Here is a 25,929-nt window from a genome sequence, read left to right on the forward strand (position 1 = left end):
GTAGATAGGGCAGAGGTGGAAGTGTGGTAACACATGGAGCTGACTGTTACTAATCGGTCGAGGGCATAACCAGTTAGGAATAGGTGATAAACGGATGACATTTCTTGTGTGTGGTTTTGAAGGTACAATGAAAGTTGGAAAGTCGGAAGGCTTTCTTTTTTTATGTGAAAATTTCCAAATGGCTTTAAAAAGATAAAAGTATAAGATTGTGCATTTTGCCGAAAGAAAAAATAAAATATATACAGGAAATAAATTGTGAAAAGGACAGAAATTGTGTAAAATAACTACACTTTTTTCTGTCCTTGTTTTTGTATAGATATATTTGTACGATAGTAGAAAAAAATAGCACATAAGTAGAAATATAGGTAATAAAATTGAAAAAATATGTATAATTGGAGTATAATTATATGGAGATATTTGTGCAATATGTATGGATATTAGCGGAAAGGAGATATTTATGAAAAAGAGAAATTTAAAAGTTCTTAGCTTACTTTTAGTTGCTAGTATGACAGTACCAACTGTAGCAGCACCTACACAGTATTTGAATGTTCCTGCTATGGTACAAGCGGCTGACGAAAATAGTGCTAAGGCTGGAAAAGAGACTGCTTCAGCAGATGGAATTCATGACAAATGGGATGAGCAAAATAAAGTAGGAAATGATTCAGTTTGTGCTGTTGAAAATGGATGGTTACATTTAAAATCAGGGGCAGAAAATGGAAATAATCCTGGAACAAAGCCTGCAATGTTTGTAAATCCAACTGAATTTGATTTTAACAAAGCAGGATTTTTTGAATTCACAATGAAATCAAATAATGCGAATAAAGATCAAAATACATCAGATCGTTTTGGTATTTATTTGGGATATAATACAGATAAGAATGGTATGTTCGTTGGATATGATAATGGGGGATGGTTTTGGCAAAAATACAAACCTGGAACAGAGGATTATTATCAAGGGACTAGAGAAGCAGCACCAACAAAAGGATCAGAGGTAAAAGTGAATGTTAGTTGGACAGCTGACCATAAAATGACTTTAAAATTAGGAGATAAAGTTGTATTCGATAAGATTGATTTTTCTGGAATTCAAGATCAATTAGGAAATAAAATTGCATTTAAGGCTGGAAGTTTTAAATCTAATTCTGTAACTGCGAAAACTGATGTATTTTTAAAAGATATCCATTACACAGGACAGAAAGCAGAAGCAACTTATGATGTAACTGGTAAAGTAGTAGATGCAAAAGGACAACCTGTAGCAGATGCAACTGTAAAAGTTGGAGAACAAACGGTAAAAACAGATGCAAAAGGAAATTATACTTTAAAATTGAAAAACGGAACACATTCAATTGAAGTTACAAAAGAAGGTGTTGGAATTGCTACAGGAAGTGTTACTGTAAATGGAGCAACAGCAACTGTGACGGATATTACCTTATCTCCGGAAGCAGAAGTTGAAACAGAAAAAATTTCTTCAACAGATATGGATGTATTTGTAGCTAAGCATTTCCCAAGTGTTGCAAAATATGTAATGAAGGATGAAAAGAATAACGGAAAAGTGTTCTATGGTCAAACAAAAGCAATTGACACAATTAAAATTAACGATGTAGCAATTAAATTAGAAAAGAACAATGTAAAAGCAACTTTTGCTAAAGATAAAGCTACATATGAGATGAATTTAAAAACAGCTGATGGTAAAATTGATGCAGTTATTACAGCTGAATTAAAAGTAAAGAAGAATGAATTACATTTTGATATCACAAAAGTAGAAAACAAACTTCTTAAAGCTGGAGTGAAAGAAACAAAAGATAATGCTATTCAGACAATTGAAATTCCAAATCACAGTTTGATTTCTGTAAGAAGTACACAAACAGGAGCAAATTTAAAAGGTGCTTTAATGTCTTCTAATACAACAATCAGCGGTGATGAATTTGTGGAAGTAAATGATAAAACACCTGTAAAAAATCAGGATTATATGTATGCATTTGTTTCTAATAATGAATTAAGTGCAGGTCTTTGGAGTAATTCTGAAAATGAAGGAAGTGCAAAAGCAGTAGGTGTTGCAGGTGGTAGTCATAATACAAGAGTAATGGCAACTACACAAAAAGAGAATGGGTATGTAACTACTGGATTAGGAAGTACAAAGTGGTATTATCATAGAGCTGTAGAAAGTGCACCTAAGAAAAATGCAAATGGTAGTCTTTATAAGAAAGATTATGTTGTAGAAGAGACAGAAATGCCATCAATGAAAATAGCAATTGCTGGAAATATCAATGGTGATGAAAATGTTGACTGGCAAGATGGTGCAGTAGCATTTAGAGAAATTATGCATAATCCAAAGAAAAGTGAAGAGGTACCAGAATTGGTTGCATGGCGTATTGCAATGAACTTTGGTGGACAAGCTCAGAATCCATTTTTAACAACATTAGATAATGTAAAACGTGTGGCGATGCACACTGATGGATTAGGACAATCAGTTCTTTTAAAAGGTTATGGTAGTGAAGGGCATGACTCAGGACACCCTGATTATGCTGATATCGGAAAGCGTATCGGTGGCGCAAAAGATATGAATACACTCATGGAAAAAGGGAAAAAATATGGTGCTAGATTTGGTATTCATGTAAATGCTGGTGAAATGTATCCAGAAGCAAAAGCGTTTACAGATGACTCTGTAAGAAGAGATGAAAAAGGAAATCTTCGCTATGGATGGAACTGGTTAGACCAAGGTGTTGGACTTGACAGTGTATATGACTTGGGTGAAGGACACAGAAGAGAGAGATTCAATGATCTAAATAAAAAAGTAGAGAATATGGATTTCGTTTATGTAGATATTTGGGGTAATAAGACAGGTGGAAGTGATGATTCTTGGCAGACACGTAAATTATCTAAAGAAATCAATGATAATGGTTGGCGTATGGCTACTGAATGGGGATCTGCCAATGAATATGATTCAACATTCCAGCACTGGGCTACTGACCTTACATATGGAGGTTTTGAATTAAAAGGTGAAAATAGTGAAGTTATGCGTTTCCTTCGTAACCATCAGAAAGATTCATGGGTAGGTGATTATCCTTCATATGGTGGAGCAGCGATGGCACCACTTCTTGGTGGGTACAATATGAAAGATTTCGAAGGTTGGCAAGGACGTAATGATTATGATGCCTATATTCGTAATCTATATACACATGATTTAACTACAAAATTTATCCAGCATTTTAAAGTTATGGACTGGGAAAATGGAAATGAATTTACTAAAAATGATCCTAAAGGAAAAGCATATAAATGGACACCTGAAATGAAAATTACATTGAAAGGTGATATGGGTGAGTTAGTTCTTCAGAGAGGTTCTGACAATCCAGATGATGTTAAGTATCGAGAAAGAACAATGACATTAAATGGAAAAGTAATTGCAACAGGTGCTGTTTCAAGAGGAGACAATGGAAAAGATGGAACAGAATCTTATTTAGTACCATGGAACTGGGATGCAGAAACAGGTAAAAAAGTAGTAGAAAGTAAAGAAAAATTGTATCACTGGAATACAAAAGGTGGAACAACTACTTGGGAACTTCAAGATAATTGGAAAAACTTAAAAGATGTTAAAGTTTATGAATTAACAGATTTAGGAAAAGTAAATGAAAAAACGGTTCCAGTTGTAGGTGGTAAAATTACTTTAAAAGCAGAAGCACAAACACCTTATGTTGTATGCAGAGGAAAAGCAGATAACTTAAACATCACATGGAGTGAAGGAATGCATATCGTAGATGCAGGATTTAATACAGGTGATGCGGGGCTAGAAAAATATTGGACAAAAGCAGGAGATGGAAAAGCAACTATTGCTAAGAGTCAGTTCAGCAACCCAATGTTAAAATTAGAGGGTAAAGTAGCTATGACTCAGGAATTAACTGGTTTGAAGGCTGGTCAGAAATACGCAGTATTAGTTGGTGTAGATAATAGAAGTAATGCAAAAGCTAGTGTTACAGTAAAATCTGGAGATAAAGTATTAGATTCTAATTACACAACTAAGTCAATTGCGAAAAACTATGTAAAAGCATATACACATAGTAATGCAAGTGCAACTGTTGATGGAACAAGTTATTTCCAAAACATGTATGTATACTTTACAGCGCCTGAAAATGGTAAAGTAACGTTAACTCTTGCAAAAGAGGCTGGAGAAGAAAGTGCATACTTTGATGATGTTCGAGTAACAGAAACAACTATGGATGTTGTGAAGAAAGACAAAGATGGTAATGTAGTTGGAATGAAACAAGATTTTGAAGATAACGTGCAGGGTGTATATCCATTCGTTATTGGAGCAATTGAAGGTGTAGAAGATAACCGTACACACCTTTCTGAATTGCATGATAAATATACTCAAGCTGGTTGGGATGTAAAGAAAATGGATGATGTTCTTACAAAGAATGATCCAAAATCTAACTGGTCAGTGAAGACAAATGGTCTTTGTCAGAGAGGAAATCTTGTAATGCAGACAATTCCTCAAAACTTCCGTTTTGAAGAAGGAAAAACATACAAAGTTTCATTTGATTACCAATCAGGTTCAGATGGAATTTATGGAGTTGTTGTAGGTAATGGCGAAGTAAAAGGTAGCGAAAAAGTAACTGAACTTGAAAAAGCTATGGGTTCAAAAGCAGAGAAAACACATCAGTTTGAAATTACAGGTGCTGCAGGAGGACAGACATGGTTTGGTATTTACTCAACAACAAAAGCACCAGATCTTCAGGGAACAAAAGACGCAGCAGCAAACTTTGGTGGATATCAAGATTTTGTATTAGATAATTTAAAAATTGAAGAAGTAAAATCTGATGTATCAAGAGCTGATTTAGAAGCATTAGTAAAAGAAGCAGAGCAACTTAAAGCAGAAGATTACTTGCCAGCAGATTGGAAAGTAGTTGAAGATGCGTTAACAAATGCAAAAGTTGTGTTGAATAAAAATAAACAATCGCAAGAAGAAATTGAAAAAGCATATTACAAATTAAAAGGTGCTATGGAATCTTTAAAATATGCAGGAGGAACAGAAACTGATGCAAGAGGTGATATTGCTACAGACAAGTACACAGTAGAGGCAGGAAGTTTCCAACCAGATAATGCTACTGAAGGGGATCCTAAATTAGCACAAGATAATAAAGCAGATACATTCTGGCACACAAATTGGAATGATGCTAATATTGATAAAGCGTGGTATCAGTTTAACTTTAAAGAACCTCAGACTGTAAATGGTATGAGATATCTTCCTCGTCCAGGTGCAGCAAATGTAAATGGTAAATTGAAAAAAGTAGATGTACAGATCAGTACAGATAATGCAAAAACATGGAAAACGGTTTCAGATGATGCACAACTTTCTACAAATACAGTATGGCAGAAAATTAAATTTGATAAAGAGTATACAAATGTTACAAATGTTAAATTAATCGCAGTAGAAACAGTAGGAAACAAAGCAAATCAATTTGCAGCAGCAGCAGAACTTCGTGTAACAAAACCATTTACACCAGAAAAACCAGTAGTAGATAAAACAGGTTTAGCAAAAGCAATCGCTGAAGCAGAAAAACTTGTTAAAGAAAACTACACAGAAGATTCATGGAACAATATGGCTAAATATTTAGATGCAGCAAGAAAAGTAAATGCAAAAGCAGATGCAACACAGTATGATGTAGAACTTGCAATTGCAAACTTAGGAGATGCAGTAAAAGATTTAGTTGCAGCTGAAAAACCACAGCCATCAAAACCTGATACATCAAAATTGGAAGAAGCAATTCAACAAGCTGGTAAATATAATGAAAAAGATTATACAGCTGATTCATGGAAAAACTTCCAAGCAGCATTAAAACATGCCAAAGATGTTTTAGGAAACAAAGATGCAAAACAAGCTGATATTGATGCAGCTACTAGTGCATTAAATATTGCAATTGAAGGTTTAGTAAAAGCTGATTCAAACAATAATGGTGGAAATACAGATGGAACAAAACCAGACGGAACAAATCCAGATGGAACAAAACCAGATGGAACAAATCCAGTTAAACCAGTAAAACCAGCAAAACCAGATGGAGCAAAACCAGCTAAACCAAACAAACCTGTAAAAACAGGAGATGAAGCACCAGTTCTTCCATTAACAGCTACAGTGGCAGGATTAGGAGCAGCAATTGCACTTCTTTTCAAAAAAAGAAAATAAATAATTCCTAATAGGAAACACAAAATTCAGCCTGAGTAATCAGGCTGAATTTTATATTTGAAAACTTTAAAATTATAGTCTATAATAAGAGCCATAAAAGATCAAAGGCAGGTAAAAGAAATGGAATATACAATTCGAAAAATCAATACGAAAAATGATATTGAAAAATGTGAATCATTCACAATAGACAATTATCAATGGAAAAATATTTGTAGTCCTAAAACATATGGATATGCAGGATATTTGGAAGGTAAAGGAATTTATGTAAAGTTTATCTGTGAAGAATCAAATCCGAAAAGAGAGTATACTAAAGATCGTGATAGAGTATGTGAAGATAGTGCAGTGGAAGTATTTATGGCTTTCCCTGAGGAAGGGGAAGAACTTTCTAATGATGTGATGTACATTAATTTTGAAATGAATGCGAATGGGGTAATGTATTCTAAGTTTGGAAAAGGAAGAAAAGGAAGAAAATTCATTTCTGAAGAAGTAAGCAAACAAACTCACTGTGAGGCAAAAGTGGAAGAAAATCAATGGAGTATTACACTTACTATTCCAGAAGATTTCTTACGTGAAGTATGTGATTTTGATGCAATTATCAATGGAAAACAATTTTATTGTAATTTTTATAAGATTTCTGAAAGCCCTGAAATTGAGCATTATGTAAGTTTTTCGAAAATTGATAGTGAAGTACCTAATTTTCATTTACCAGTTTACTTTGCAAAGACGGTTATTAAATAAAAGGTATCGGCAGCCATTGAGTTGCCGATACCTTTTTCTATCATTTTTTCATTTTCCATGCACTATGATCTGTGTGCAAAAGCATATGAGCTTTATGGGATAATGGTTTTTCCATGAAATTTTCATATAGCCTTAATACATCCTGATTTTCATGGGAAAATCGAATTTTTGCATTTTTATCTAGATAATATAGATTTTTACTACGGATATGAGCAAGTTCTTCTCCATCATGGATTGGTTGTCCACCACCACCTACACATCCACCTGGACATGCCATGACTTCTACAAAATCATAATGAACATCACCATGTTCAATAGCATCTATAAGTTTTCGTGTGTTTCCCAAACCACTTACAACAGCAGTTTGAATTTTTGCATCGCCAATAGTAAATTCAGCTGAAATCACACCTTGATTAAATCGTTCACTTCTTACTACAGAAAATGCATCTGCATCAGGATTTTTTCCCATAAGTAGATAGTAAGCAGAGCGTAAAGCTGCCTCCATCACACCACCTGTTGTACCGAAGATAACCCCTGCGCCACTTCCGTCTTTCATTAATGTATCACATTCCACATCAACTAATGTAGAAGGTTTAATATGTGCGGAACGAATCATTCGGGTTAATTCTCTAGTAGTTAATACAATATCAACATCATGTCCAGCAAATTCTTCATAATACAAATCCATATCAGCTTCGCCTTTTTTAGCAACACAAGGCATAATAGAAATTGTGCAAATATTCTCAGGATCCACACCAATAGATTTAGCAAAATATGTTTTCATTACGGTACCAAACATTTGCTGAGGTGACTTCGCAGTAGAGAGTTGTGGAACCAGGTGAGGATATTGCGATTTGATAAAACGTACCCAACCTGGACAGCAGGAAGTAAACATTGGTCGTGATTTTAATTCTCCTGAAAGAAAACGTTCTAAGAATTCATTTCCTTCTTCCATAATTGTAAGGTCGGCTGAAAATGTTGTATCAAAAACATAATCAAAGCCCATTTGTCTAAGAGCGTCTACAATTTTTCCTATTGTTGCATCTTCCCGTTTGAGACCTAAAGCTTCACCCCAAGCAGTACGGACAGCAGGGGCAATTTGTACAACCGTAATTTTATTTTTATTGTCAATAGCAGACCAAACTTTATCTGTATCATCACGTTCACGCAATGCACCTACAGGACAATGAGTAATACATTGGCCACAAAGAGAACAATTTGCCTCCTCGATTTTTCGATTTTTAGAAACATGTACAGTTGTACGAGAACCTGTACTTTCCAAGTCCCATACATGAAGATTTTGCACTTTATCGCAGATTTGTATACAACGCATACATTTGATACATTTTCCGGATTCTCTGATTAAAGGAAAGTCTTTATTCCATTCCATTTTTTCCAAGCGTTGCTTAAAAGGAATATCAATAATATTCAGGTCATTAGCAATAGTTTGTAATGTACAATTTCCACTTCGTGGGCAAGTAGCACATTGACAATCATGTTGAGATAAGATAAATTCAACAGTTTTTTTACGATTCATACGCACTTTTGGGCTGTTTGTATAAACGACCATATTTTCTTCAACTATATTATTGCAAGAAGGAATAAGTCTATCTTTGCCTTCTAACTCAACAACACATACACGACAGGCACCAATTTCGTTTAATCCTTTTAAATAACATAATCTTGGAATAGGAATACCATTTTGTTCTGCTGCCTCTAAAATAGTTGTACCTGCAGGAACGGAGATTTTTTTATTGTCTATTGTTAAATTTACCATAATGTTTCTCTACCTCCTTTAAATATGCCAAAACCAAAGTGGTCACAACGCAGACATCTGGAAGCTTCTTGTTTTGCTTCTCCTTCGCTCATACAATGTTCTACACCTTCAAAGTCATGAATACGTTGACAGACTTCTCGCTCTGTCATGTTTACTCTTCCACAAGGTGTTCGATCATCTAAGTTTGGTTCAGGAATTTCTACATCACAGGAGATGATATGGTTAAATCCCAAATATTCATCAATATTTGCCGCAATAACTTTTGCTGCTGCAATGGCTTTAATTACTGAGGCAGGGCCTGTAGCACAATCGCCTCCGGCAAATACACCAGGAATATGGTCGAATCCACCGTATTTTTCAGACATAATTCTTCCACGTTTTACAGGTACACCAGCTTCTTCAAAATGCTGAAATTCAATATCTTGTCCAATGGCAACAATAAGAGTTGTACATGGAATATATATATCTTCCTCGCCAGTAGGTTTTACGCTTGCACGTCCGTCTTTTATGTGACTAATCATTTGTGGAACAACGTAGAGACCTTGGACATGGCCATTTTCATCCACATCAATTTTAGAAGGTGCTTTTAACGTTTGTACTTCTATGCCTTCAGCAACAGCACCTTCAATTTCATCTGGAAGAGCAGTCATATCGGCAATACGTCTTCGATAAACGATGCTTACCTTTTTTGCACCCAAGCGTACAGCAGTTCGAACAGCATCCATAGAAACATTGCCACCACCGATCACAGCAACTTCTTGACCTGTTAAATCCGGATTTTGATTTTTTCCCACATCACGCAAAAATTCCACAGCAGAGAGAACCCCTTTGGCTTGTTCTCCTTCAATCCCAAGTTTTTTATCTGTACTAGCACCAATTGTAATTAGTACAGCATCATATTCCGCACGTAAACTTTGAATAGTAATATCTTTTCCGATTCTTAGACCGTATTTAACTTCTATGCCAGTCTGTAAAATAGCGTTGATATCGTCGTCTAAACGTTCTTTAGGAAGACGATAATTAGGTATACCATAACGTAGCATTCCACCTAATTTTGGAAGCATTTCATATACGGTTACTTGATGTCCCATCAGTTGTAAATAATACGCACTACTAAGTCCACCAGGTCCACCCCCTACAACAGCAATTCGTTTCCCTGTGGATTTAGCGCATTTTGGTGGTGGTACTTTTCCAGCGTAGTCAGCTGCAAAACGTTTTAATCCACGAATGTTTATAGCATCATCTACCATATTACGGCGACATCTTGCTTCACAAGGATGTTCACAGATAAAACCACATGTTGTAGGAAATGGATTATCTTTTCGGATTAAGCGAATAGCATCCTCATATCGTCCTTCTCCAATAAGGGCAATATATCCAGGAATATCGACTTTTGCAGGACAAAGAGAAACGCATGGCACAGGTTGATTATAAGTACAAGTACAGCGACCTTCTCGAATGTGTTCCTCAAAATCTTCCCGATACCCTATAAGCGCTTTATAAACCATGTGTGCGGCTTCGTATCCGATAGCACAGTCAGAAGATTGCATAATGGATAGGGCGCTAGTTTCCATTAGATCAAGTGTATCTAAAGTTGCGTTTCCGTTCAATACATCTGTGAGTAAATTTTTTAACTGCCAAAGCCCAACACGACAAGGAACGCATTTTCCACAAGTTTGTGCGTGGCACAATTCTAGAAAGGCTCTAGCCATATCTACAGGACAAAGCCCTGGAGGGCTTGCTTCAATTCTTCGTTCTAAATCTTTATAGAGACCTTCTACAACGATTTGCGCTTTGTTGGGAGTAACAATTTCCAATCTGCTCATATAATCACCTCTCAATAAAAATTAATCTATAACAGTTATTGTAATCTATAACAATAAAATCTTCAATAAAAGTTAAAATATAGTCAAAGTTTACAAATGATAAATGAATAAAAAATAATTTGCCAGTGAAAGTAGTTAAATTGCTATAGGAAAATAAATGAAAAATGTTGATAGTAGTGCAGATTATGGTATAATACACGAAGAACATGTGTTATACCATGTAGAGAATACTTTGAAATAAATCAAGGACAAAGGAGAATAGAAGAGTGAAAGCGAAGTTGATTGAACAGTTTAAAGAAATATTCGGAACGGATGAAGATGTGCGAGCATATTTTGCACCGGGACGTGTAAACTTAATCGGTGAACATACAGACTATAATGGGGGACATGTATTTCCATGCGCACTTACAATTGGTACATACGCTATTGTAAGAAAGAGAACAGATGATGTTTTAAGATTTTATTCTGCCAACTTTTCTTCTTTAGGAATTATTGAATCAAATTTAAATGATTTAGTTCCATCAGAGGCAGCAGGTTGGACAAACTATCCAAAGGGAGTTATGTGGGCATTTGAAAAAAGAGGATATAAATTAACAAGTGGTATGGATATTTTAATCTATGGAAATATTCCAAATGGTTCAGGACTTTCTTCATCTGCTTCCTTAGAAGTATTGACAGGAGTTGTTTTGAAAGATATATTTGGATTTGATGTATCTATGATAGATATTGCATTAATTGGACAATATTCTGAAAATAATTTTAATGGTTGTAATTGTGGAATTATGGATCAGTTTGCAAGTGCAATGGGAAAAAAAGATAATGCAATTTTCTTAGATACAAATTCACTTCATTATGAATATGCACCTGTTGTATTAGAAGATGCGAAGATTGTTATTATTAATAGTAAAGTGAAACATAGTCTTGTAGATTCAGCATATAACGATAGAAGAAATGAATGTGAAACTGCTTTAAAAGAATTACAAGAAGTAGTAGACATTAAAACTTTAGGAGATTTGTCAGAAGAAGAATTTGAGGCGCATAAATCTGCAATCAAATCTACGATTAGACAGAAACGTGCAAAGCATGCTGTATATGAAAACCAGAGAACAATCAAGGCTGTAGCAGCTTTAAAGGCAAATGATATTGAAACATTTGGAAAATTAATGAATGCTTCACACATTTCTTTAAGAGATGATTACGAGGTATCGTGCAAAGAGATTGATATTTTAGTAGACCTTGCGTGGAAAACAGATGGAGTAATTGGTTCAAGAATTACTGGAGGCGGATTCGGAGGTTGTACGGTTAGTATTGTAAAGAATGATGCCGTAGATAATTTTATTGAAACAATTGGCCAAATGTATGAAGAACAAGTAGGACATAAAGCAGAATTCTATGTAGTAGATATTGGAGACGGAGCAGGGGTATTAGCGTAAAAATAAAACTTGGAGGAAATTATGTTAAGTAAAAGTATTAAAAAACTTGTAGAATATGGAATTAAAACAGAATTGATTCCGGAATGTGAACGTATTTATACAACAAACTTATTATTGGAGTTATTTAAGGAAGATGAATACGAAGATGTTGTTATAGAAGATGAAGAAACAAATTTAGAAGAAATTTTGAAAGAATTATTAGATGAAGCATGTGCAAGAGGAATCATCGAGGACAGTATTGTTTATCGTGATTTATTTGATACAAAGATTATGAATTGTCTTGTACCACGTCCAGCTCAAGTGCAGGAAACTTTTGCAAAGAAATATGAAGTTTCTCCAAAAGAAGCAACAAACTATTATTACAAATTAAGTCAAGATAGCGATTATATTCGCCGTTATCGTGTATGTAAAGATCGAAAATGGAAAGTGGAGAGTCCATATGGAGAAATTGATATTACAATCAATTTATCAAAACCAGAGAAAGATCCAAAAGCTATTGCAGCAGCAAAAAATAGTAAATCAAGTAGTTATCCAAAATGTCAGTTATGTGTGGAAAATGAGGGATATGCTGGTAGAGTAAATCATCCGGCACGAGAAAATCATCGTATTATGCCAATTACAATCAATGACAGTGCATGGGGATTTCAATATTCACCATATGTATATTATAACGAACATTGTATCGTATTTAATGGACAGCATACACCAATGAAAATAGAAAAACAAACATTTATTAAATTGTTTGACTTTGTAAAACTTTTCCCACATTATTTCTTAGGATCTAATGCAGATTTACCAATTGTAGGTGGTTCCATTCTAAGTCATGATCACTTCCAAGGAGGAAACTATACATTTGCTATGGCAAAGGCACCTATAGAAGAAACATTCTCGGTAAAAGGGTTTGAAGATGTAGAAGCAGGAATCGTACACTGGCCATTATCTGTTATTCGTTTGCGAGGAAAAGATGAGACAAGATTAATTGAGTTAGGGGCACATATTTTAGATAAGTGGAGAGGATATACAGATGAATCTGCATTTGTTTATGCAAATACAGATGGAGAACCACATAACACAATTACACCGATTGCAAGAAAAGTAGGAGATACATATGAACTAGATTTAGCACTTCGTAATAATATTACAACAGAAGAGCATCCGCTAGGAGTATATCATCCACATGCACAATGGCATAATATTAAAAAAGAAAATATTGGTTTAATTGAAGTAATGGGACTAGCTGTTCTTCCAGCAAGATTAAAGGAAGAATTGGAAATCCTTGCAGATTACATTGTAGAAGGAAAAGATATTAGTTCTAATGAAAAAATTGAAAAACATAAGAAATGGGTAGAAACATTCCTTTCAAAATATTCAGAAATCACAAAAGAAAATGTAATGGATATTTTACAAGAAGAGGTTGGAATCGTATTTACACATGTATTAGAAGATGCAGGTGTATATAAATGCACAGAAGAAGGAAGAGAATCCTTTAGAAAATTTATTTCTGTATTATAGAAAGAAGTGGGGATATAGTATTTTAAAATGCTATGTCCCCACTTCTTATTTATTGCTATTTATTTTACTGAAAATAATAAAAAATTATACATTTTTCCTAAAAAAACATACTGAAAATGCAAAAAAAACGGTATATAATACGAATATATTTAACGGGATTAAACATGTGAAGGAGGAAAATGTATGAAGAAGAAGGGAATTACTGCTCTTTTGTTAGCTACAGCAATGCTTGGAACAAGTATTCCATATGGTACATTGACTGTGCAGGCAAAGTCGTCTTTGAAACCGGCAGCAGAAATTAAAGCTGACGTAAATAAGACGAAATTTACGCACAAAGAATGGAAAGGAATTAATTACAAAGATGTAGACGGAAAAAGGGTAACAGGGGAAGATGTATTTGGAATTAATCGAGAAGATGCAGGCGTAAGTATTATTCCTTATCAAGATACATCATCTGCAGCAAGTGCGGTTTGGGATTATAATGCTAGGGAGAATTCAGAGTATTTTCAGATGCTGACCGGAAAGAATCAAAAGTGGGATTTGACTGTTGTGCAAAACCAGGAACAGGCACAAAAGTTCATGGGTGAGCATGGTTTTATGATGAAAAATTATCAGAAACAAAAAGTGGACGGATGGAAATCAGTAGAATTACCAAAAAGTTGGACGAGAGATAATTTTGACTTTTCAATATACACCAATTTCATTATGCCATGGCAGATGAAATATGATCCTGTTGTACTTCCTCCACATGCGCCTTCTAACTACAATCCGGTAGGCCTTTATCGGAAAACATTTACAATAAATGATAAAATGTTAAATAAAGGTAGGAGAGTATACTTAAACTTCGCAGGTGTTGAATCTGCGTACTATGTATATGTAAACGGCAAGGAAGTCGGTTATAGTGAAGATAGTTATAGCCCACATCATTTTGATGTAACTGACTATTTAAAGAGGGGGAAAAATGTTTTAGCTGTTAAAGTACATAAATTCTGTGATGGTACATGGTTTGAAGATCAAGATATGATTTATGATGGAGGTATTTTCCGCGATGTATACTTAACAAGTGCACCGCTTATGCAGATTAAGGATTATACAGTTCGAACAGATTTAGATACATCTTATAAAAATGCGACTTTGCATATTGCAGCAGATATCAGAAATCTTTCAAATGCAGTTCAAAATGGATACAAAATTCAAGTAAAAGCTTTGGATAAAGCAGGAAATGATATTTTGGGTGGTGTTTCTGTTCCAATAAAGGAAGTTGCATCAACAAAGACAAAAACAGTAGAATTGCAAACGAAAGTAGTAAATCCGAAACTTTGGTCAGCAGAGAATCCGAATTTATATGCACTTATTTTAACACTTATAGATGAAAACGGAAATACAGTGGAAACTGTTTCAACACAATTAGGTTTTCGTGAAATTGAATTTACACGTACAGAAGTGGATAAACATTATCGTGTAACAACAAAGAAATGGGAACCAATTAAAATCAATGGAAAGCGTCTGTTAATGAAAGGGGCAAATAGACACGATACAGATCCTTTTTATGGAAAAGCAGTTCCACAAGAAACAATGCGCGAAGATGTTAAATTAATGAAACAAAACAACTTAAATGCAGTTAGAACATCACATTACAGTAATGATGATTATTTTTATTGGCTATGTAATTCCTATGGCTTATATATGATTGGCGAAACAAATTTGGAAAGTCATAATTTAATGTTTGATAATGTGACAAAAGGATTATTTTATGAATTAACTATGGACAGAACAAAAACAGCTTATCAACGGTTAAAGAATAATCCAGCAATTGTTGTTTGGTCAATTGGTAATGAGATGGTATATACATCAGATCCAAATGCTTCTAAAGGAATGTTTAAGGATATGATTTGGTATTTCAAAAATAATGATCCTACAAGGCCAGTGCATAGTGAAGGACAAAATGATAAAATGGGAACCGATATGGGAAGTAATATGTATCCAAGTGTAGCTACGACACAAGGACGTGCAGGAGAAGGGAAAATCCCATATGTACTTTGTGAATATGCACATGGTATGGGAAATTCCATTGGTAACCTAAAAGAATACTGGGATGCTATTCGAAGTGCAGACAATATGTTAGGGGCATTTGTCTGGGATTGGGTAGACCAGTCGAGAGCAGTTGATTTGGATAAAGTAGATTACAAACATGGAGCGAAAGCTAAATGGGATTATTATGCAACAGCAAGTGCACATAAAAATTTATATACTGATGAAATCAAAGGAAAATTTTATGGATATGGTGGAGACTGGGGAGATTTCCCAAATGACAATAGTTTTTGTGAAAACGGGTTAGTAAGTCCAGATAGAGATCCGCAACCAGAATTGATGGAAGTGAAATATCAATACAAGAATTTTTGGATGAGTGCGGAGACAGCAGATTTAGATGCGCGACAGATCAAGGTATTTAACGAAAGCAATTTTAAAAATTTAAATGAATATGATGTAACATGGCAATTATTAGAAAATGGTAAAGAAATTCAATCAGGAAAAGTTGAAAATCCAGATGTTGCTCCTCAGACAACGGGTAAAATAAAAGTACCATTTACTATGCCTGAACAAATTTCAGCAGGAAATGAATACTATTTAAATATTTCAGTAAGTCTCAAAGAAAATACAGAGTGGGCAAAAAAAGGAACTGAAATGGCATGGGAACAGATTCCAGTACCAGTTTTTGTAGAACAAGCAGTACCACAAGTAAGTGATAAGGCTGTTACAGTAAATGAAACAGAGAATGCTTTTGAAGTTAAAGGTGAAAAGTTTGCGTTTTCCATTGATAAGGCAACAGGAACAATGAAAAATTACACTTATAATGGCAATGTTTTAGTGCAGCAAGGACCAGTTCCAAATTTCTGGAGAGGACTTGTAGAAAATGATAAAAAGGCTTTTGATCAAAGATGGAAAAATGCTGCTAAAAATATTAAAGTGAAGTCAGTAGAGGCAACTAAAAATGAAGCTGGACAAAATGTGATTACAGCAACTATGGTGTTCCCATATGCAAATTTAACAAAAGAGACAATTGTATATACCATTAATGGAAATGGAGAAGTAACAATTAAAATGTCGGTAGATGCAAAGAATAAAGGAATGGGTGGTTTTATTCGTGTTGGTTCTATGATGACGCTTCCAGAAGGTTATGAAAATGTAACATGGTATGGAAATGGACCAGTAGAAACATTTAATGACAGAAAAACGAATGCAAGACAAGGAATTTATAAAAACACAGTATCAGAATTCTTCTATCCATATTTAAAAGTAGATGATACAGGAAATCTTACAGATGTGAACTGGATTTCGGTTAAGAGTGATAAAAATGATACAGGGCTTTTGATTGCAGCGAAAGATAAAGTAGAAGCAAGTGCTCTTCACTTCACACCAGATGATTTGAATGCAGTTACACATGTTTATGGTTTAACACCTAGAAAGGAAACTATTTTAAGTGTAAACTATGGTTCACTTGGAACAGGTGGTGCAACCTGTGGACCAGAACCTTTACCACAGTATCAACTTCCAGCAAATAAAGTATATGAATGGGAATTTACAATGATTCCTGTAGATAAAAATGCAAATACAGAAACATTAGGTAACATGGCAAAATCGTATCATAAAGTTTCTTCTTTTGATAAAGAAGGGTATGATAAAACATATGCACAATCTTTAATTGCTCAGATTGATTCGTTTGTTGTATATGATTATAGTCAATTAAAAGAGGTTGAAGAACTTCAGGCAACTGTAAATGCAATGACAAAAGAACAGGTAGCAATTGTAAATAAAGACAAAGATAGAAGTAAATTAGTAGAAGACTATGTAAAAGAAATAAAGGCATTAGAAAATAAGGAAACATATATACAAGATTCTAGTAAAAATGCCTTGGAAATTCCGTATGAATCTTCAGCAAAATTTAAAAAGAATGGTGAAACGGTTGTGATGAATGGAAAACTTGGAGTTCCATTTAATGAAGTGTTGAATCCTGTTTTAGAAGGAAATAAGTCTTTTACAGTGGAAGCGAAAGTGACACCTACAGGTTCTTTAGACTATAATATGTTTGCAGGTAAAGGAGATGACGCATTTGCATTACGTTCAAGAGAAGATAATTATATTGATTTCCACATTTATGCAGGCGGAAAATGGAGAAGCATAGAATATAAGATGACATCTGAAGAGAAAGCAAATTGGATAGGAAAAGAACATCAGATTGTAGGTGTATATGATGATGCAAATCATAAAATACAATTGTATGCAGATGGAAAGTTGATGAAAGAGACGAATACAAAGACAAATGAAGGGGTTGCCCATTCTGATTATGATTTTACAATTGGTGGTTGTCCTTCAACAGATAGAGCGTCAGCAGCAGATTTTTCTTCTATACGCATATATGCAAAAGCATTAACAGCAGATGAAGTTGCAGCACAAAATAGTGAAAAATTGGTTATTCAACCAAAAGATGAGAATGTAGCACTTTGGATAGAAATGAAAGATATTAAACACAGAGATAAAGAAAATATTGATCAAGTAAGAATCGATCCTTCAAAAGAAACAATGGAGGTTGGAGCTACAAAAGAATTTACACTTGTCACTGACAGTACAAAAGAAAAGTTGACAGGTATAAAATGGTCTATTCTAGATGAAAACGGAGTTGCTCCAGAAGGAATTGAAGTTCAATATAGTGCAGACAACTATGAAAAAGTAACGGTAAGTGTTTCTGAAAATGCAAAAGTAGGAAATTATATATTAAGAGCTCAAAATATAAATGGTAAAGAAGAATTAACAGCAGATGCACAGATTGTTGTTACAGAAAAATCTGAACAAGAAGAACAAGAAAATGCTAGCAACAGCTACAGTTATTCTTGTATGAAAAAAAGAAATGGATAGTGAATACGTAAAATGGGACGAGATGAGAAGCTCGTCCCATTTTACATTTAGGATGACATTGAGATTAACAAAAGAAAATAGTATAATAAATGCAGTGTTTCATAAAGGAGAGAAAATTAGTATGGATATAAATCAAAAATTAACAGAAGAGTTAGGCGTAAAAAAATGGCAAGTAGAAGCAGCAGTGAAATTAATTGATGAGGGAAATACAATTCCATTTATTTCACGATATAGAAAAGAAGTAACTGGATCATTAAACGATGAACAATTAAGACAGTTGTTCGATAGATTGACTTACTTGAGAAACTTAGAAGAGAAAAAACAACAGGTATTATCAAGTATTGAAGAACAGGGAAAATTAACAGAAGAACTTCGTAAGCAGATTTTGTCGGCAGAAACATTAGTGGTTGTGGATGATTTATATCGTCCATATAGACCGAAAAGAAGAACAAGAGCAACTATAGCGAAAGAAAAAGGACTTGAATCATTGGCAGCATTGATTACAATGCAAAAAACTACAGTTCCTGTTGAAGAGAGTGCAAAAATATATCTTTCAGAAGAAAAAGGAGTAGCGACAGTTGAGGAAGCGATTGCTGGGGCAAAAGATATTATTGCGGAGTATATTTCAGATGAGGCTGATTATCGTATGTATTTACGTAACTTTACTGTGAAACAAGGAAAATTAGTTTCTACGGCAAAAGATGTAAATACAGAGTCTGTTTATGAAATGTACTACGATTTTGAAGAACCAATAAATAAATTGGCAGGACATCGTATTCTTGCATTGAACCGAGGAGAAAAAGAAAAAATACTTCAATTAAAAATGGAAGTACCTGAAGAAAAAGCTCTTCAGTATTTAGAAAAGAAAGTGATTCAAGGTAATAATCCATATACGACGCCGATTTTAAAAGAGGCTGTGGAGGACAGTTATAAACGTTTGATTGCACCTGCCATTGAGCGTGAAATTAGAAATGAATTAACGGAAAAAGCAGAAAATGGAGCGATATCTGTTTTTAGTAAAAACTTAGAGCAATTACTAATGCAACCACCAATTGCCAATAAAGTTGTTTTAGGGTGGGATCCGGCCTTTCGTACTGGTTGCAAACTTGCAGTAGTAGATGAAACAGGAAAAGTTTTGGACACAACTATTATTTATCCAACGGCACCAACAACACCACAGAAGATTGCACAGGCAAAAGAAACGTTGAAAAATCTTATACGCAAATATGGGATTACATTAATTTCTCTTGGAAATGGAACTGCTTCAAGAGAATCTGAGATGATTATTGTAGAATTATTAAAAGAAATACCAGAAAATGTGCAATATATGATTACGAATGAGGCGGGAGCATCTGTGTATTCTGCAAGTAAACTAGCAACGGAAGAATTTCCACAATTTGATGTAGGGCAGAGAAGTGCTGCTTCAATCGCAAGACGTGTGCAAGATCCGTTGGCAGAGTTGGTAAAAATTGAGCCAAAATCCATCGGTGTAGGACAGTATCAACATGATCTAAATCAAAAGAAATTAAATGAAACTTTAACAGGTGTTGTAGAAGATTGTGTAAATAAGGTGGGAGTAGACTTAAATACAGCATCAGCCCCGTTATTATCATATATTTCAGGAATCTCATCCACAGTAGCAAAAAATATTGTGGCTTATCGTGAAGAAAATGGACGGTTTAAAAGTCGTAAAGAACTATTGAAAGTAGCAAAATTAGGACCGAAAGCATTTGAACAATGTGCAGGATTTATGCGAATAGCAGGTGGGACTAATCCGTTAGACAGTACCAGTGTACATCCTGAATCTTATATGGTTACAGAAGAACTATTGAAAAAACAAGGATTTTCTCTTCGGGATATTACAGAAGGAAAACTCTCTTCTCTTTCTAAAACAATAAAAGATAAGAAAAAATTGGCGCAGGAATTAGGGGTTGGTGAGATAACATTACAAGATATTGTGAAAGAACTGGAAAAGCCAGGACGTGATCCGCGTGATGAAATGCCAAAACCGATTTTACGAACAGATGTATTAGAAATGAAAGATTTAACAGAAGGAATGGTTTTAAAAGGAACAGTAAGAAATGTAATTGATTTTGGCGTCTTTGTCGATATTGGGGTTCATCAAGATGGATTAGTACACATTTCACAGATTACGGACAAAAAATTTATTAAACACCCATTGGAAGTAGTAAGTGTTGGGGATATTGTAGATGTGAAAGTGATGAGTGTCGATGTGAAGAAGAAGAGAATTCAGTTGACAATGAAAGGGATTTCATAGGAAATGTGTTTAGGGGAAAAGTTAATAAAATACAGAAGAGAGTGTGGATTGTCGCAGAAAGAAGTAGCAGAAAAAATGAATGTGACAAGACAAATGGTTTCTTGTTGGGAGCGTGATTTAACAATACCAGACATTCAAATTTTGCAGCAGTTAGCAAATATATATGGAGTAGATATAGAAGAAATATTGCAAGAAGAAAGTTCAGCAGTGAAAAATGAAGAAATTGTTGCGCTCATATGCGGAATCATACTTGCGGCAGCTTTTCAAATACCGATTATCAATAGTATTGTTCCTCTCTTTGTTTTATTGAAATTTAAAAACAGGAAATATTCGGCTTATATTCGGGCAGCAGCAATTGTATGTTTAGTAATAGGATTGTATAATACATATGGAATTTTTTACACATGTTTTAATCCTAATAGTACTATTAAAAACAAACATTTATGGTAGTATGTGTTTGGAGAATAGAATGAAATTTTATGAGGGAAAAGAAAATGACTTTAGCAGAGAAATTATGCAAATATAGAAAAGAAAGAAAATTATCACAAGTAGACGTGGCGGAAAAGTTAAATGTGACAAGGCAGAAAGTTTCTCGTTGGGAGCATGGGACATCAGTGCCGGATATTGAAACAATGAAACGGTTGGCAGAAATTTATGGAGTGAGTGTTACAGAAATGCTACAACAAGAGGAAGAAAAATCTATAGAACAACCAATTGTTAAAAAAGTGAAAGAAGTTTCTCCCTCTAAGCAAGAAGATATAGTTGCTTTGTTGTGTGGTATTTTACTGTTAGCAGCTTGCCAAATACCCATTATAAACATCGTATTGCCGATTGCTATTTTGATAAAATATAAGAAGAGAAAATATTCATTTTTTGTCAAGGTGGCAGCAGTTGTGTGTTTGGCAGTGGCAGCATATAATATTTATCTTTTTATTGATATATATTTTGTTAATGATGGCATTGTGGAAATAAGGCAATTATAATGGTGCTACTTTAAGTGTACCAGAAGAAATATATGCTTTTACGCCGACTTTTACAGTAGGACTTATCATGGAAGGCTTCCAAGAGATTTCTAAAGTCGCTTTAGTGGAAGAATTCTTTTTCAGACTATGTTTTTTAATAGAGCCAGCAAGTGCAATAACAGAAGGGGAATGGACAGAAGAAAATTTATTGCTTTTTACATCGACAATAAATTTTCCTGTCCATTTTTTAATGCATTAAAATGAATTATAGGCAGAAGTCCAAGGAATGTAAATAAAGAACGACTAAATATAGGAAATGTTCCATATTTTTGCTGGAAATGTTATGTTTTATAACAGGAAAACGATAAATGTTCAGTATTTTTGCTATGCAAATTGAGAAAAATAGAGTAATTTAAACATAACAAATAACTTTATTAATAGATGACCAAGGGCAACTATTAGAAATATATAAGATGTTTTAGATAGATAAAACATGGGAACAAAATACATTTATAAAATTTACTACCACCCTCAATTTCAACGAATTGGAGTGGGATTTGTGAATGATGCACAAAAATTTTAAATGTAATCATTTTTAAAATACATAATAGACAAAAAAAGAAATGATAGGTAAAATAAAAATAAGGATACGATATATGAAAGGAAGTGACGTTATGAAAAAAGTGTTGTCAGGATTATTGCTCATATCGCTTATTTGTTGTACAGGCTGTAATACAGAAAAACAAACTACAGATAAGCAAGAAAAAGTGACAAAACTTGTATGGCAGAGTGAACAACGTTTTTTGGAACATCAAGCTTATTTTAATGAAGTATTGAAAGAGAAAGGATATCCATATGAAGTTGAGTTTGTGACAGCCGAGACGGTACGGAAGGGACAGACAGTAGATTTACTAGAAACAGGATTATATACTTTGGTTCATCCTCACGATACAGATAAAGATGCTGTAGAAGGACGTTTACTTCCTTTAGATGATTACTTAAATACGAAAAAAGGGAAAAAAATCAAAGATGCTGTTCCGGAAAAAATATGGGAAAGTCGTAGAATAAATGGAAAACAATATAGTGTAATAGCAGCGGGTGGATTACCGGAAAAAACAGTTTATGTGTGGGATAAAACTTTAGCAGAAAAGTACAAGGTACATCCGGAAAATTGGGATGAAGATATATGGAAATACAAAGATGAACTATTAAGGGTGGCTGAAGGAGAGAAAAAGGCAGGAAGAAAAAACTTTGCAACAGTATCAGGTTTACTTTTATATGCTGAGGAGACACCTGAAACAACAAGGGCAATGGGAAGAAGGTATCCTATTATTTTTAGAGAAACAACAAATAAAGTGGAAGCTGAGTTTTTATATGAAACACCGGAGTATAAGAAAAACCTTGCAGGAATGAGAGAATTTTATCAGTTGGGATTATGGAAACCGGAGATAGAATTTGAGAGAGAAACAGAATGTTTTTTATCTATAGATACACAATTTCAGACTAAAAATGCTTACCTTGGATTTAGAGAATCGAAGTTTTGGGATACACATGAGATGAAAGAATTATATACGGAGAAACTTTGGGAGTTATCTTTTGGAGGTGCGGAAACAGGGATTACAACAGAGTCAAAGCAACCAGATAAAGCGTTTGATTTATTGTGTGCATTGTATACGGATAAAGATTTGGTGAATGCCATTATGTGGGGAAGCGAAGAAAACTATGATGTAGTAGAGGGAAAAGCGGTAAAACCGATGACAAAGGGAGAATATATACCTCATTGTTGGGGCGGAAATCAATTGTTAGGTTATGCAGGGGTGAATGAAGATAATAATTTGAAAGAAAATTTTCCGAAAGAAATAGAAAAGGCAGTACTGTCTAAGGCATCAGGATTTAGATTTTCGGGAAAAGGATTAGGAGAAAACTTAGAAAAAATGGCGGAATTAGATCAAATGGTATTTTCTGGAAATGATGAAAAAACTATCAACGACATAGAAAAAATTATAAAAAAGTATAAACAGGTTGGAATAGATAAAGTTATTGCAGAATGGAACAGACAGTTTGAGGAATGGGAGAAAAATAAAAAGTAACTTTTGAATAGAACATAGGAGAAAGGAAGTGTCGTTATGAAAAAAGCATTGGTAGGAATATTGATTGTATCACTTATCTGTTGTACAGGTTGTAGCATAAGAAAACAAACTACAGATAAGCAAGAAAAAGTGACAAAACTTGTATGGCAGAGTGAACAAAGATTTTGGGAGCATCAGAATTATTTCAATCAAGTGTTGAAAGAAAAAGGTTATCCTTATGAGGTTGAATTTGTGACATCTGAAACTGTACAGAAAGATCAAATAGTAGATTTATTGGAAACAGGTATGCCAACATGGGCAGAGACTTATGATACAGATAAAGATGCTGTGGAAGGACGCCTACTTCCTTTAGATGATTATCTGAAAACAAAAGAAGGAAAGCAAATCAAAGATGCTGTTCCAGAAAAAATATGGGATAGTTATAAGATAAAAGGAAAACAGTATACGGTAGTATCACCTGGTATTTTCCCTAATAGAACGGTATATATATGGGATACAACATTAGCAAAAAAATATAATGTACACCCAGAAAATTGGGATGGAGATTTATGGAAATATAAAGAGGAATTGTTAAAAGTGGCGAAAGGAGAGAAAAAGGAAGGAAGGAAAAACTTTGCGGTGGTATCAGATTTACTTTCATATGCTGAGGAGATGCCTGAAACAACAAAGGCAATGGGAATAATGTATCCTATTATTTTTAGAGAAAATAAAAATAAAGTGAAGGCTGAGTTTTCATATGAAACACCAGAATATAAAAGAAATCTTGCGGGAATGAGAGAATTTTACAAGATGGGATTGTGGCGTCCGGAATTAGATGGTGAAAGAGAAACAGAATATTTTTTATCTGTAGAAACACAATTTCGAACTAAAAATGCCTATTTAGGATTTAGAGAACCTAACTTTTGGGCTACACATGAACTGAAAGAGTTTCACATGGATAAGTTATGGGAGTTGTCACCTAGTTATATTGAAACGGGAATTACAACGAAGTCGAATCACCCAGAAGAAGCCTTTGGTTTATTATGTGCATTGTATACAGACAAAGATTTAGTCAATGCAATTGAATGGGGAGAAAAAGGTGTTAATTATGATGTGATAGAGGGAAAAGCAGTTAAACCTATGAGTCAGGGAGAATATATACCACATTGTGTTGCAGGAAATCAATTGTTAGGGTATGTAGAAGTGAATCAGGATAATAATCTCAAAAAAATATATCCTCAAATGATAGATAAAGCAAAAGTATCCAAAGCGTCAGGTTTCCGATTTTCAGGAAAAGGAATTGAAAAAGAATTAGAAGAAATAGTTGCTTTGGATAGTTTAGTATATTCTGGAAATGGTGACGAAGTGATAAAAAATATGGAACAAATCATAGACAAATACAAACAGTCAGGTATAGATAAAGTTATTGCAGAATGGAACAGACAGTTTGAGGAATGGGAGAAAAATAAAAAGTAACTTTCTAATAGAAAATATGAGAAAGGAAGTGGTGCTGTGAAAAAAGCATTAGTAGGAATATTGATATTTTCTATCATTTGTTGTACAAGCTGTAACACAGCAAAACAAACTACAGATAAGAAAGAAAAAGTGACAAAACTTGTTTGGCAGAGCGAGCAAAATTTTTGGGAACATCAGGATTATTTCAATCAAGTGTTGAAGGAAAAAGGATATCCATATGAAGTCGAGTTTGTAACATCAGAAACAGTTCAGAAAGATCAAAAGGTAGATTTATTAGAAACGGGAATTGATGCATGGGCAAATCCATATGATACGGACAAAGATGCTTTAGAAGGGCGCTTACTTCCTTTAGATGATTATCTGAATGCAAAAAAAGGAAAGCAAATCAAAGATGCTGTTCCGCAAAAAATATGGGACAGTTATAAAATAAGTGGGAAACAGTATACGGTAGTGTCCCCTTGTACGATTCCTAATAGGACAGTATATATATGGGATAAAGAATTGGCGGAAAAATATAATGTACACCCAGAAAACTGGGATGGAGATTTATGGAAATATAAAGAAGAACTGTTAAAAGTGGCAGAAGGGGAGAAAAAAGCAGGAAGAAAGAATTTTTCAACAGTATCAGAGTTGACATTTTATGTTGAAGATATACCGGAAACAACAAAAGCGATGGGGATAAGGTATCCGATTATCTTTAGGGAGAATTCAAATCAGATAAAAGCAGAGTTTTTGTATGAAACACCAGAATATAAAAGAAATCTTGTGG

14 protein-coding genes are annotated in these 25,929 nt (G+C 34.2%); 11 read left to right on the plus strand and 3 right to left on the minus strand.

Annotated features, from left to right (window positions below):
• The first annotated feature begins 457 nt into the window (after positions 1-457).
• Together ACY2U7_RS00640 and ACY2U7_RS00645 are read left to right on the plus strand one after the other, a co-directional pair.
• Positions 458-6,175 (plus strand): endo-alpha-N-acetylgalactosaminidase family protein, encoded by a 5,718-nt coding sequence (locus tag ACY2U7_RS00640; protein ID WP_461815657.1) that lies wholly within the window; start codon positions 458-460, stop codon positions 6,173-6,175.
• A 120-nt stretch (positions 6,176-6,295) separates the two neighbouring features.
• Positions 6,296-6,913 carry a carbohydrate-binding family 9-like protein gene (locus tag ACY2U7_RS00645; RefSeq protein ID WP_461812951.1) on the plus strand — a complete coding sequence of 206 codons (618 nt, stop codon included), beginning with the start codon at positions 6,296-6,298 and terminating at the stop codon, positions 6,911-6,913.
• 40 nt (positions 6,914-6,953) lie between these two features.
• On the opposite strand, the gene ACY2U7_RS00650 is transcribed toward ACY2U7_RS00645, so the two are convergent.
• Both ACY2U7_RS00650 and ACY2U7_RS00655 read right to left on the minus strand, forming a co-directional pair.
• On the minus strand, positions 6,954-8,690 hold the full coding sequence (locus tag ACY2U7_RS00650) for a [FeFe] hydrogenase, group A (RefSeq protein ID WP_461815658.1): 1,737 nt from the start codon (positions 8,688-8,690) through the stop codon (positions 6,954-6,956).
• Complete coding sequence (locus tag ACY2U7_RS00655) at positions 8,684-10,516, minus strand: NAD(P)-binding protein (RefSeq protein WP_461815659.1); 1,833 nt, start codon at positions 10,514-10,516, stop codon at positions 8,684-8,686. The genes ACY2U7_RS00650 and ACY2U7_RS00655 overlap by 7 nt, the downstream gene beginning before the upstream one ends.
• Before the next feature lie 266 nt (positions 10,517-10,782).
• Here ACY2U7_RS00655 and ACY2U7_RS00660 point away from each other — a divergent pair, with 266 nt between their 5' ends.
• The 6 genes from ACY2U7_RS00660 to ACY2U7_RS00685 all read left to right on the plus strand — a co-directional run bounded on the left by ACY2U7_RS00660 (position 10,783) and on the right by ACY2U7_RS00685 (position 21,636).
• Positions 10,783-11,949 carry a galactokinase gene (locus ACY2U7_RS00660; protein WP_461812948.1) on the plus strand — a complete coding sequence of 389 codons (1,167 nt, stop codon included), beginning with the start codon at positions 10,783-10,785 and terminating at the stop codon, positions 11,947-11,949.
• A gap of 21 nt (positions 11,950-11,970) precedes the next feature.
• A complete protein-coding gene (gene galT / locus ACY2U7_RS00665) occupies positions 11,971-13,461 on the plus strand; it encodes a UDP-glucose--hexose-1-phosphate uridylyltransferase (RefSeq protein ID WP_461812947.1) in 1,491 nt (496 codons plus the stop codon).
• A gap of 183 nt (positions 13,462-13,644) precedes the next feature.
• Positions 13,645-18,375: a glycoside hydrolase family 2 TIM barrel-domain containing protein gene (locus ACY2U7_RS00670; RefSeq protein ID WP_461815660.1), complete on the plus strand. Its 4,731-nt coding sequence runs from the start codon at positions 13,645-13,647 to the stop codon at positions 18,373-18,375.
• Between the two features lie 121 nt (positions 18,376-18,496).
• Entirely contained in the window at positions 18,497-20,653 is a 2,157-nt protein-coding gene (locus ACY2U7_RS00675) for a Tex family protein (protein ID WP_461815661.1), read from the plus strand.
• 3 nt (positions 20,654-20,656) lie between these two features.
• The gene (locus tag ACY2U7_RS00680; RefSeq protein WP_461812944.1) at positions 20,657-21,103 is read left to right on the plus strand and encodes a helix-turn-helix domain-containing protein; all 447 of its coding nucleotides are present in this window, start codon (positions 20,657-20,659) and stop codon (positions 21,101-21,103) included.
• Positions 21,104-21,132: 29 nt separating this feature from the next.
• Complete coding sequence (locus ACY2U7_RS00685) at positions 21,133-21,636, plus strand: helix-turn-helix domain-containing protein (protein WP_461867849.1); 504 nt, start codon at positions 21,133-21,135, stop codon at positions 21,634-21,636.
• Here the strand turns inward: ACY2U7_RS00685 and ACY2U7_RS00690 are convergent.
• Complete coding sequence (locus tag ACY2U7_RS00690; RefSeq protein ID WP_461815665.1) at positions 21,631-21,867, minus strand: DUF5626 family protein; 237 nt, start codon at positions 21,865-21,867, stop codon at positions 21,631-21,633. The genes ACY2U7_RS00685 and ACY2U7_RS00690 overlap by 6 nt on opposite strands.
• 422 nt (positions 21,868-22,289) lie before the next feature.
• On the opposite strand from ACY2U7_RS00690, the gene ACY2U7_RS00695 reads away from it, so the two are divergent.
• From ACY2U7_RS00695 to ACY2U7_RS00705, 3 genes are all read left to right on the plus strand, one after another.
• A complete protein-coding gene (locus ACY2U7_RS00695; protein WP_461815662.1) occupies positions 22,290-23,705 on the plus strand; it encodes a DUF3502 domain-containing protein in 1,416 nt (471 codons plus the stop codon).
• 36 nt (positions 23,706-23,741) lie between these two features.
• Positions 23,742-25,160 carry a DUF3502 domain-containing protein gene (locus ACY2U7_RS00700; RefSeq protein ID WP_461815663.1) on the plus strand — a complete coding sequence of 473 codons (1,419 nt, stop codon included), beginning with the start codon at positions 23,742-23,744 and terminating at the stop codon, positions 25,158-25,160.
• A gap of 36 nt (positions 25,161-25,196) precedes the next feature.
• Positions 25,197-25,929, plus strand: a 733-nt coding sequence (locus ACY2U7_RS00705) for a hypothetical protein (RefSeq protein WP_461815664.1), incomplete at its 3' end; no start/stop codon positions are given.

Source organism: Faecalimonas sp. (assembly GCA_029264305.1).
Lineage (GTDB): Bacteria > Bacillota > Clostridia > Lachnospirales > Lachnospiraceae > Faecalimonas.